The organism is Pyxidicoccus fallax (assembly GCF_012933655.1).
GTDB lineage: Bacteria > Myxococcota > Myxococcia > Myxococcales > Myxococcaceae > Myxococcus > Myxococcus fallax.
In genome coordinates, this window is the sequence record NZ_JABBJJ010000412.1 from 1 (window position 1) to 10344 (window position 10344).

The 10344-nt window shown below is 72.3% G+C and carries 11 protein-coding genes; 4 read left to right on the forward strand and 7 right to left on the reverse strand.

From position 1 onward, the window contains the following. Both HG543_RS46955 and hpf read right to left on the reverse strand, forming a co-directional pair. Nucleotides 1–1383 (reverse strand): MXAN_5187 family protein (locus tag HG543_RS46955; RefSeq protein ID WP_169351492.1); only part of this gene is annotated, 1383 nt, incomplete at its 3' end. Nucleotides 1384–1529: 146 nt separating this feature from the next. Further along, nucleotides 1530–1889 carry a ribosome hibernation-promoting factor, HPF/YfiA family gene (gene hpf, locus HG543_RS46960; protein WP_169351493.1) on the reverse strand — a complete coding sequence of 120 codons (360 nt, stop codon included), beginning with the start codon at nucleotides 1887–1889 and terminating at the stop codon, nucleotides 1530–1532. A 149-nt stretch (nucleotides 1890–2038) separates the two neighbouring features. Between hpf and HG543_RS46965 the strand changes: the two genes are divergently transcribed. After that, the gene (locus tag HG543_RS46965) at nucleotides 2039–2428 is read left to right on the forward strand and encodes a response regulator (RefSeq protein WP_169351494.1); all 390 of its coding nucleotides are present in this window, start codon (nucleotides 2039–2041) and stop codon (nucleotides 2426–2428) included. A gap of 80 nt (nucleotides 2429–2508) precedes the next feature. Beyond that, a complete protein-coding gene (locus tag HG543_RS46970) occupies nucleotides 2509–2955 on the forward strand; it encodes a putative signal transducing protein (protein ID WP_169351495.1) in 447 nt (148 codons plus the stop codon). Between the two features lie 21 nt (nucleotides 2956–2976). Here the strand turns inward: HG543_RS46970 and HG543_RS46975 are convergent, their stop codons facing one another. Beyond that, nucleotides 2977–3936 carry an N-acetylmuramoyl-L-alanine amidase-like domain-containing protein gene (locus tag HG543_RS46975; RefSeq protein ID WP_169351496.1) on the reverse strand — a complete coding sequence of 320 codons (960 nt, stop codon included), beginning with the start codon at nucleotides 3934–3936 and terminating at the stop codon, nucleotides 2977–2979. Continuing rightward, the gene (locus tag HG543_RS46980; RefSeq protein WP_171818763.1) at nucleotides 3933–4916 is read right to left on the reverse strand and encodes a HEAT repeat domain-containing protein; all 984 of its coding nucleotides are present in this window, start codon (nucleotides 4914–4916) and stop codon (nucleotides 3933–3935) included. Before HG543_RS46980 ends, HG543_RS46975 begins: the two co-directional genes overlap by 4 nt. A 151-nt stretch (nucleotides 4917–5067) precedes the next feature. On the opposite strand from HG543_RS46980, the gene HG543_RS46985 reads away from it, so the two are divergent. Then, on the forward strand, nucleotides 5068–5388 hold the full coding sequence (locus tag HG543_RS46985; protein WP_169351498.1) for a DUF4398 domain-containing protein: 321 nt from the start codon (nucleotides 5068–5070) through the stop codon (nucleotides 5386–5388). A 32-nt stretch (nucleotides 5389–5420) separates the two neighbouring features. Continuing rightward, nucleotides 5421–6842, forward strand: a complete 1422-nt coding sequence (locus HG543_RS46990) for an OmpA family protein (RefSeq protein WP_169351499.1) — start codon at nucleotides 5421–5423, stop codon at nucleotides 6840–6842. 312 nt (nucleotides 6843–7154) lie between these two features. Here HG543_RS46990 and truD read toward each other — a convergent pair whose 3' ends face one another. The 3 genes from truD to HG543_RS47005 form a co-directional block, all read right to left on the reverse strand. After that, on the reverse strand, nucleotides 7155–8177 hold the full coding sequence (gene truD / locus HG543_RS46995) for a tRNA pseudouridine(13) synthase TruD (protein WP_169351500.1): 1023 nt from the start codon (nucleotides 8175–8177) through the stop codon (nucleotides 7155–7157). After that, nucleotides 8174–9511, reverse strand: coding sequence for a DUF4388 domain-containing protein (locus tag HG543_RS47000; RefSeq protein WP_169351501.1), 1338 nt, complete (start codon nucleotides 9509–9511; stop codon nucleotides 8174–8176). Before HG543_RS47000 ends, truD begins: the two co-directional genes overlap by 4 nt. An 11-nt stretch (nucleotides 9512–9522) precedes the next feature. Beyond that, nucleotides 9523–10344, reverse strand: an 822-nt coding sequence (locus HG543_RS47005; protein ID WP_169351502.1) for a DsbA family protein, incomplete at its 5' end; no start/stop codon positions are given.

The following is a 10344-nucleotide window of genomic DNA, read 5'->3' on the forward strand; positions in this document are numbered from 1 at the left end:
GAACGGGAACGGCTCGGCCGAGGCGAACGGATCCGCCGAGGCGAACGAGTTCGCGGCCGGCGCGGGCGTCGGAGTCGGAGGCGACAGCGCGAACGGGTCTCCCATGGGCGCCTGGCCCGGAGGGGACATGGAGAACGGGTCCGCCGCGGGAGGCGGCGCGGGCATCGCGAACGGGTCCGCCACCGGAGGCGCGGGCATCGCGAACGGGTCCGCCGCGGGGGGCGGCTGCGCCGCGAACGGGTCGCCCATGGGCGCGGCCACCGGGGCCGGCGGCGCGTCCTGGTGCTGCTGCGCGGGCGGGGGCGAGGCGGCCATGGCGGCCGACAGGCTCAGCGTGTCCGAGTTGCCCTTCACGTCGTCGCCGCCGCGGCCGGAGCCCATCAGCAGCGTCCACAGGAGCGTCAGGCCCAGCAGGCCCCCCAGGCCCATGAAGGCGTTCTGCTGGTACGCGGCGAGCGCGGCGAGCACGGCGCGCGTGTCGGCCACCGCGAGCACCTCCAGCGCGGTGCCCTCCAGCGAGCGGCGCGCGCCCACCATCAGCGGGGCCTTGCCGCCCATGAAGTCGCCATTCGTGAAGGCGGGCAGCATCACCGGGCCCAGGCCCTGGAGCTGACCGCTGCGCAGCACCACGCCGGCGCCGTTGGCCTGCACCTGCGCCAGCGAGCCCTCGGCGAGGGCCTGCTCCGGGCCAGCGCCGGCCACCACCGCGTCACCCTTCACCAGCGCGAGGCCGGCGACACCGGCCGCCTGCACGGCGGCCTCCAGCGTGGCCGCGTCCACCAGCGGCGCGCCCACCACCAGCGTCACCAGCGGCTGCGAGCCGTTCCACAGCAGCGGCACCGAGGCGAAGGCATGCGGAGCGCCGAAGGCGTCCGCCACCGGGGTGGCACCGGCCTTGACCACCGCGGCCGCGTCCAGCTTCGCGGTGTCCGAGGAAGGCTCGCCGCCCACGGCGGCGTGGAACTGCGCGTCCGGCGTCACCAGCGCCACCACCGCGCCCTTGAGCTCCTTGGGCAGCAGCGGCCCGGCGGCGGTGCGCACCGCGGCGAAACGGTCGGCGGTCAGCGGCTGCGGACCGGAGGGCTCGTCGGAGTCGGTGTCACGGTCTCTCGCGTTGCGCGGCGCGGGGGCACGGGCCGGGGCCGGCTTCAGCGCGGCGACGGCGGAGGCCACTTCCTGCGAGGCGGCCAGCTTCAGCGCCAGCGCCTGCACTTCGGCGCGGCGCGCGTCCACACGGCGCGCCACCTCGGCGGCGCCCACGGCGGCCTGCGACGTGGCCTGCGCCACGGCGTTGTCGCGCTGCGGTCCCGACAGCATCGGCAGATGAGCAACGCCCAGTCCGAGGACCAGCAGTGCGAAGACGAGGAACTTGAGGCGGACCATCGCCATCCTTTAGCCCGAGGGTGAAGGGTTCCGCTTATAGCGTTCACCATTCAGCCCCAGCAAGATTCGGGCACTCGGACACGACGGGCCCGGCCGCCAGGTGGACAACCTGGGAGGCCGGGCCCACCGCCTGCGAACCTGTCTGGCTAGTAGGTGGGCACGTCCGCCGCGATGTCCTGCGGCAGGCCGTTCGTCTGCACATCGCGCCGCCTGTCCAGCGAGCGCTTGAGGGCATTCTCCAGCCGATCACGCGCCGCGTCGATGGCGGGGAACAGCGAATCCGCCACCTCCGTCACGTGCACCGAGGAGAGACCGGGCATGCGCACCGTCACCCGGCATTCCTTGTCCACGCCGCCCTTGGGGCCGTTGGTGTCCACCAGCGAGATGTCGATCTCCGCCGCCTCGTCGTCCGCGAACCGCTCGATATGGCTCACCAGGTGCTCATCGACGTACGCCCGGATGGCGCTCGTCAGGTCCAGGTGCACTCCACGCAGCAACACCTTCATGGCATCACCTCCGGGGCCAAAGATGGACAGTCTTCCGTCCGCCGGTGAGGGGGAACACCGTTGCTCCCTTGCTCTCCCAGCGGGAGGGCGGCGAGGCGCTCGCGGCCGATGGAGGACGTTTCGGACCGACACGTGGGTTTCGCAGGCACATGGATGCCGAGCGAATCAAGGTCCTGCTGGTGGAGGATGACGGGGACAGCCGGGAGCTGCTGGCGGAGCTGCTGGAGGCGGAGTTCGACGTGAGCACCGCCCCGGATGGCCTCGCTGGCCTCAAGGCCTTCGAGTCCGAGCACCCGGACGTGGTCATCACGGACGAGTCGCTGCCGGGCATGCTGGGCACCGAGCTGGCCGCGAAGGTGAAGGAGAGGAACCCTCGCACCCGCGTCATCCTCGTTTCCGGCTACACGCAGGTGCAGGGGGCGGAGCACTGCGACGTGGTGCTGCGCAAGCCCATCGACGTGGACCGGCTGAGCGCCACGGTCGGCCGTCTGGGAGGCGAGGCGCGCCAGTGGGCCGGGGGCGATACCGCCCACCCCTGAACGAAGTGGCCGCACGGGGGTGCGTCCGCCGGAGGACGGACCTACCTTGTCCCTCCGTACAACCTGCGGGAGGGAGCGACATGAAGTACTGCGCCAGGTGCGGCTCGGAGTACCAGGACAGCGTGCAGGACTGCGCGGACTGTCCGGGCAACCCGCTCCTCGTGAGCGAGGCGGAGATGCGGGCCCGGGGCCTGCCCCTGCCCCATGAGATGGACCAGCGCATCTTCGTGCGCGCGGCGACCGCGGAGGACCCGTTCACCGCGGAGGCCTTCGTGGAGGTGCTCCAGGAGGCCAACATCCCCGTGCTGGTGCGCGCCGGCCGCTCCGGCGTCGTGGACAAGCTGACCACCGGCAACCTGCTGCCGTGGTGGGAAATCCTGGTGCCCGAGGATTTGCGCGCCCGGGCGATTCCGCTGCTGGAGCACGAGCGGGTGCAGGAGCTGGAGACCACGGACGAGGCCGCGCTGGCCGCCGAGGAGGAGGAGCGCGAGAGCGAGCAGGCCTCCGCTCCCCCGCCCGCTCCCTGAGCAGGCGGGCGACCAGGGCCCTCAGGGCGAGCGCACCGCCGTGCTGGTGTTGGCCCCGTCCGGCCGGCGCACCTCGAAGAGGCTGACGCCGGTCACCTTCCACTTCTCGTAGCGCGCGTTGCGGGCGAGGAAGGTCTCCAGGTCCTCGTCCACCACGCGGTTGTAGCCGCCGCGCGAGGCATGGCGCAGGAACGTGCGCTTCTTGCGCTGCACGACGAAGCCCAGGTGCGTCACCCGGGTGGCCTTCAGCGGCAGGTCCTCGCGGAGCACCACGAGGATGGTGCCGGAGGGGATGGAGCGCGCGTGCGCCATCACCTTCTCCAGCGGGAGCATGTTGAGCGGGTACGTGCCCACCGGCCGCCGCTCCTTGGGCAGCCCCAGCGCCAGGGAGGAGCGGGACTGCCAGGTGAGCGGGGTGAGCGTCTTGGTGACGGCCACCGCGTCCTCACCGGCGTAGCGCCGCGTCACATCCACCAGGAAGCCCTTGCGGATGTTGTTGGGCAGCCACTGCGCCTCCATGAGGTGGTTGCGGTCCTCGTAGGAGGGCGTGCTGGCGTAGCGGAGGGTTTCCAGCAGCGGCGCCACGTCCGGCTCGCCGCGGGCGAGCCCCAGGGCCATGGACTGCTCCACGAAGGTGAGGCAGTCCACCGCGTCCAGGCGGAAGGTGGGGTCCGGGTCCACGCCCTGGCCCTCGCCCAGCGGGGACAGCACGTAGGGCGTGTTGATGAAGCGCTCGCTCATGCGCAAGAGGCGCTCGGCGACGGGGGCGTCCGCGTCCTCGGCCACGAGCGCGGCCCGCTGCGCCTCGGACAGGCCCTCCCAGCCGTTGGGCCGGTGCGGGGTGGAGGTGGCCACCTGCGCGGACGCGGCGGGGGACTCGAGGATGGCCTCGGCGCCGGGAGGCGTGGAAACCGTCTGGGAGGTGGGGGCCGCGGACGCCTGGGACACGAGCGCCGCGGCCAGCAGCGCGGCGGCCCTCATTTCGCGACACCCGCCTTGCGGAGGATGGCCTTGCGCCGGTCATCCGCGAGCTGGAGCGTCTCCAGCTCCTTCTCGTACGTGAGCTTCTCCTCCCCCTTCGCGTTCCAGGAGGCCAGCACGAGCCACTCCAGCATGGAGGTGTCCCCGCCCTGGTAGAGGATGCGGGCGGCGCCGGCGGCCAGCGCGCGGTCCTTGTCCTCCAGGAGCGGCTCGAGCGCGGGGGCGGCCTTCTTGGCGGCGACGCCCTCGTACAGCTCCAGCCCCTGCCGGCGCACGAAGCGGTCCTCCGAGCCCAGCAGCTTGCCGGCGAAGGCGAAGCCGTCCTGCGAGCCCAGGCGGCACAGGCCGCGCGCCGCCGCGAAGCGGGAGCTCTCCGAGTCGCTCGTCAGGTACGCCTTGAGGGCGGAGACCTGCTTCTTGTCCCCGGTATCGCCCACGGCGGTCAGCATGGCGGCGCGCACTTCCAGCTCCTGCTCCGCCTTGGCCGCCTTCACCAGCACGGCGCCCATCCTCGGGTTGCGCGAGGCGCCCAGGGCCCGCGCCGCCTCCCGGCGCACCCCGCTGCTCTTGTCCTGGAGGAGCGGCAGCAGCACCTGGGTGTTGCGGCTCTTGAGCCGGCCCAGGCCCTGCGCGGCGTACATGCGCACCGCGCTGTCGTCGTCACCGGCCAGCCGCGCCAGGGTGGGCTCGGCCTCGCGCGTCTCCAGCCCGGCCAGCACGGCGGTGAGGTTGCGGCGGACGCGCTCGTCGAGCGCCCTGCGCATGGCGAGGGTGATTTCCTCGGCCGCGTAGGCCTCCTCGCGCAGGAAGCGCAGGCGCGAGACGGCCGCGGGCACGGGGTCTCCCTGGAGGACGCCGGCGATGACCTGCTCCGTCTGGGCGCGGCGCTCCCCCCGCTTCGCGGCGGACGAGGACGCGGAGGCGGCGATGAGCGGCAGCAGCAGCGCGAGCAGGAGGACTGGGCGGACGGGCGGGCGCACGGGGGCGGAACGATGGCAAGCGCGGCGCCGGCCGTCAAAGTCCCGCCTCCACGCCCGGTCTCCCGCCCGGCGCGGTCTGCCCGATTCTTGACCCCCCAAGGGGTGATTGATACGACCGGCGGGTCCTACCCCTCTCTAGAGGCGCCACCCTATGAAGAAGCTGATGGTGCTGGTGGCGGTGGCGGGGGCGCTCGCCGCGTGCGGCCCCGTGAAGTCCACCGCCAACATCCTCGATGCCGAGGTGCAGATCCAGGCCGCGCGCACCGCCGGAGCCGACAAGCTGGCCCCGTTCGAATGGACCGCCGCCAACCTGTACCTCGCCAAGGCGCGCGAGGAGGTGGGCTATTCCGACTACCAGGCCGGCGTGGACTTCGCAGTGAAGGCGTCCCGCTACGCCAACGAGGCCCGTGAGAAGGCCATGGCCGCGGCCGGTGCCACCGAATCCGGTGGTGGCCGTCCCCAGACCCCGTGACGTCCCACCCCGTGACGCCCGAGCGCTCCCCGATGAAGCGTCCCTCTCTCGCCGCGCTGCTTCCCCTGCTCCTCTCCGTCGCCTGCGTCAGTGGCAGCAAGATTCGCGCTGACACGGAGGTGCTGGCGGCGGACGTGGAGCGCGCCCGCCGCAGCGGCGCCCTCCGCTGCGCCCCGGTGGAGCTGGCCACCGCCGAGGCCCACCTCGACTTCGCCCGTGGCGAGCTGAGCCAGGGCAACAGCGGCCGCGCCAACCAGCACGTGCGCACCGCGGACACCGCGGTGGACCGCGCGCTGGAGCTGTCCAAGAACTGCGCCCCGCGCCAGGTGCTCGTGCGCGAGCGGCCCGAGGTCCAGCAGCCGCAGACGCCCACCCAGACGAAGCAGCCGCAGCAGCCCAACGTGGTGGTCCGCATCGAGGAGACGGACAACGACGGGGACGGCACGCTGGACAAGGACGACCCCTGCCCCGACCAGGCCGAGGACAAGGACGGCTTCCAGGACGAGGACGGCTGCCCCGAGCCGGACAACGACAACGACGGCGTGCTGGACGGCAACGACAAGTGCCCGCTCAACCCCGGCGTGCAGGAGAACCAGGGCTGCCCGCAGGAGGCGCCGAAGGACCGCGACGGCGACGGCATCGTCGACCCGCAGGACAAGTGCGTGGACCAGGCCGAGGACAAGGACGGCTTCCAGGACGAGGACGGCTGCCCCGAGCTGGACAATGACCAGGACGGCCTGGTGGACAGCGTGGACAAGTGCCCCAACGAGACGGGCCCGGTGCAGAACGTGGGCTGCCCCATCCTCGACAAGGACGGCGACGGGCTGAACGACCCGCAGGACAAGTGCCCGGACGAGCCGGAGGACAAGGACGGCTTCCAGGACGACGACGGCTGCCCGGACCTGGACAACGACAGCGACGGCCTGCCGGACAACCAGGACAAGTGCCCGCTGGTGGCCGGCCCCGCGGAGAACGGCGGCTGCGCGGACAACGACGCGGACGGTGACGGCATCGTCGACCGGCTGGATGCGTGCCCGGATCAGCCCGGCGTGAAGGAGGAGCGCGGCTGCGCCAAGCAGTACAAGATGGTCGTCATCAAGAAGGACCGCATCGAGATCAAGAAGCAGATCACCTTCGGTGCCGGCTCGGCGAAGATCGTCGGCAAGACGAGCAACTCCATCCTCGATGACGTGGCGCAGGCGATGCGGGATGCCCCGTGGATCAAGAAGATCCGCATCGAGGGCCACACGGACTCGCTGGGCAAGGACGTGTCCAACCTGCGGCTGTCGCAGAAGCGGGCGGACGCGGTGAAGGCGCAGCTCATCCGCCGCGGCATCGACCCGGGCCGCCTGGACGCGGTGGGCTTCGGCGAGACGCGGCCCATCGGCCCGAACAACACCAAGGCCGGCCGCGCGATGAACCGCCGCACGGAGTTCAACGTCGTCGACCAGTAGGCCGCACGCCCGGCCCTTCCCGGCCGGGGCGCACAGGCTGAAGCAGCGAAGCGCCTCCGCGGGCCTGGCCCTCGGAGGCGCTGTCGTTTCGGGGAGGAAGAGTCCCTCTGGGACGCGGCGATGTCCCCTGCTGGAGCCACATGGCCGTGCGCGACGCCCCGCGCCCCGGCCCCATGCCCGCGAGCGGGTGGTGCTTCAGGCAACCCCGCCCTTCCGGGCCGCGCTCAAGGGCGCTGCTCGACGCCCTGCTCGCGCGGCGCCAAGGGGCGGGGCTTCAAGCCGCCCTACCCGCGCTCGGGGCAGGAGCGGCGCTCAGCCGTCCTTCAGCAACTCGTGGAGGACCTCGGTGGCGTACGAGCCGCGGGGCAGCTCGAAGGTGAGCCACACGTCCTCCCCTTCCGGCGTCAGCTCGGGCGAGCCCAGGCGGACGCGGTAGGGCCTGCGTCCGCCCTCCGTCTCGCCGCCGCCGCGCTTGAAGTCGTCCAGGGTGACGCCCTCACCGGCCAATAGCCGCGCCTCGGCCTCGGCCACCTCGCCGGCGGCGGCCGTCATCTTCGGGCCGAACAGCGGCCCCGCCGGGCTCACCTCGAAGGCGGCCACGCGCGGGCCGTCCACCTCGGGCGCCTCGCAGACGAAGATGCCGCCCGTCTCCTCCTTGCGCAGCACGTCCCCGCGCAGCGCGGTGGCCAGGGTGCCCGCGCGCAGGCGCTCGGCCAGGGCGCGGTTGAAGAGACGGGACTGGAAGGCGGACAGGTACAGCTTGCGCTGGAAGCGGTCCGGCCGCTTCGGCAGCCGCTGGCCCAGCACCAGCAGCCGGCCCAGGTCCGCGTTGTCTCCCGCGCGGCCGAAGCGCTGCTCGCCGAAGTAGTTGGGCAGGCCCCGCTCCACGAGGCGCGAGAAGGACTCGCGCGCGGCGCCCACGTCCCGCACGCCGCGCAGGCGCAGGCGGAAGCGGTTGCCGCGCAGGTGCCCGGTGCGGAGCTTGTTGCCGTGCCGCTTCGTCCACAGGACGCTGACACCGTCCAGGGCGAAGTCCGCCACCTTCGGCTCCGCGCGCGCGGGCACGGAGATGAGCTGCCGGGTGACGGCCTGCCGGTCCTTCATCCCCGCCACGCCAATGTCGTCCTCGGACACGCCCAGCGCCGAGGCCAGCGCGCGCACCACCTCGCGGGTGTCCCGGCCGCGCTTCTCCAGCCAGAGGTAGAGGTGCTCGCCCTCGCCGGAAGGCAGGTACGCGGGCACCTCCTCCACCTCGAAGTCCTCGGGCACCAGCTTGAAGCCGCCGCCGCACCCGGGCACGTCCGCCGTCAGCCGCGGCAACTCGCTGTCCGTCACGGCGCCTCGAGCGTGGCCAGCAGTTCCTTCACGCGACGGGCGAGGTCCTCGTCCGCGCGCGACTCCAGCAGCTCCCCGGCCTGGAAGAGCAGGAAGAACATCACGTCGCTGAGCGCCTGCTTGAAGGACGCCAAGGGCTCGCTGCCCAGCTGCGCGCGGTGCCGCTCGAAGCCTTCAATCAGCTTCGGCTCCGGCAGGCTGCCGTCCGCCGCGAAGGCCAGGCCCTCCAGCACCGGCGAGGACGACAGGGCCTGCCCGGACAGGGCGGCGTTGGCCGCGGCGATGAACTCGCGGTCCATGCCCTGCTTGGCCACCTCGTCGCGAATCTCGCGGAAGATGAAGTTGAAGACGCGCGCCACCGGGCGCGGGTCCACCACCGGAGCCGCGGCGCGCGCGGGCGGGCTGGACGGCGTGGCGGCCGAGGGCGTCTGCGGGCGCGGCACGGGGGTGGGCGCGGCGGCCGCGGGCACCATCAGCGGCTTGTCCATCACCGACGCGAAGCCGCCCTCCAGCAGCCGGAACACCACCTTGGTGATGTCGAACTCGGACAGGCGGGCCGCGTGGCCCAGCTCCAGAATCGTGCGCCGGCCGTCGAGCATGGCCAGCACCCGGTCCTCGTCCTCCTCCAGCTTCCCGTCCGACGGGCGCTTGCGCGCGACGTACAGGCGGCCGTGGGGGATGCGCTTGCGGAAGTGCGCCAGCTCGTCGATCTTCCGGATGCTGTCCATCAGCAGGCTCTGCGTGGACAGCTGGATGATGTGGCCCGTCTTCTCGTCCACCGGCTGGTCCACGAGGAAGAAGCTCCCCTCGCGGCACAGGACGATGGCGTGGAAGATTTCGCTCACCTGGTGGGTGACGCACTTGAAGAGGTCGTGCGCCTGCAGGAGTCCCTTCTCCACCAGCGCGCGGCCCACCTTGGAGGGCGGGTGCTCGCGCAGCGCGGTCTCCACCTGGGCGCGCTCCACGTAGCCCAGGCGCACCAGCACCTCGCCCAGCCGGTCCGACGGGTCATCGGACGAGGCGCCCCGCACCTCGCCCTCGCGGAAGGTGACGGAGCGCTCGCCGCCGGGCGAGCTGACGCGGATGACGCCGCTCCAGCGGGACTGGCTGAGGAAGGCGATGAGGTCCGACAGCGGGAAGCCGCTGGCGTCCCCGGACATCACCACGCGCGGCGTGGGAATGGAGCCGCCCTCCGCGGGCGTGCGGGAGAAGACCAGCAGGTCGGGCGACGTCGGCATCAGCGCGTACGTCCCCGCGCGGCCCGACAGCGCTGACGGGCCGTGGCGGTCTTCGGGGACGAGCTGGGGCCCGTCGATGCGGAAGCGCGGCATCATCCGGGCGTCCGTCAGTCAGCGCCCCAGCCGTTGTTGTTGCTGCGCCACTCCACCTCGTCCTCCATGCTGTGCGTGAGCAGCTCCTCCTGGATGAAGGAGAGGTCCACGACGCGGCCGTTGAAGTACACGGACGGCGTGCCGGTGAGGCCGGCCGCGCGGCCCTGGTTGCGGAAGCCTTCCAGCTCCTGCTTGTACATGTCCGACTTGAGCACCGCGGCCAGCTTGTCGCCGTCCAGGCCCAGCCCCTTGGCGATGGCGGGCAGCGCGTCCGGCTTGAGGTTCTCCTGGTGCTCGAAGAGGGCGTCGTGCATCTGCCAGAACTTGCCCTGGTCCCTCGCCCACAGCGCCGCCTGGGCCGCCGGAATCGCGTTGACGTGGTTGGACAGGGGGAACGGCAGGTAGCAGAAGCGAACCTGCTGCGCGTTCTTCTTCGCGAAGGACTCCAGCACCGGGCGGGCCTTGGCGCAGAAGGGGCACTCGAAGTCGGAGAACTCCACCACCGTCACCGGAGCGCTGGCGCTGCCGGTGCACATGCGGTCGTCCACCTTGAACTGCGCGCGCGGCTCGCGGAAGGCGGCGTAGTACTGGGACAGCGAGACGATGACTTCCGTGGCGGGGTTGCCGTCGGACACCATGCGCGCGGACAGCCGGGCCATGCGCTTCGCATGCCGGCAGCCGGTGTGCTGCTTGAGGCAGGCGCCCAGCGTGTGGGGGCAGCCGCAATAGCAGAACTCGTCGCTCATCACCGTGGCCAGCTCGCGCCGGGCCGTGGGGGACAGCGAGGAGAAGTCCATGCCCGGAATGCCGCTCAGCATGGCGGCGGGGTCCGAGGG

Coding starts and splice junctions, on each gene's coding strand:
- HG543_RS46965 (WP_169351494.1), top strand. CDS start 2,039: ATGGATGCCGAGCGAATCAAGGTCCTGCTGGTGGAGGATGACGGGGAC.
- HG543_RS46970 (WP_169351495.1), top strand. CDS start 2,509: ATGAAGTACTGCGCCAGGTGCGGCTCGGAGTACCAGGACAGCGTGCAG.
- hpf (WP_169351493.1), bottom strand. CDS start 1,889: ATGAAGGTGTTGCTGCGTGGAGTGCACCTGGACCTGACGAGCGCCATC.
- HG543_RS46975 (WP_169351496.1), bottom strand. CDS start 3,936: ATGAGGGCCGCCGCGCTGCTGGCCGCGGCGCTCGTGTCCCAGGCGTCC.
- HG543_RS46985 (WP_169351498.1), top strand. CDS start 5,068: ATGAAGAAGCTGATGGTGCTGGTGGCGGTGGCGGGGGCGCTCGCCGCG.
- HG543_RS46990 (WP_169351499.1), top strand. CDS start 5,421: ATGAAGCGTCCCTCTCTCGCCGCGCTGCTTCCCCTGCTCCTCTCCGTC.
- HG543_RS47000 (WP_169351501.1), bottom strand. CDS start 9,511: ATGATGCCGCGCTTCCGCATCGACGGGCCCCAGCTCGTCCCCGAAGAC.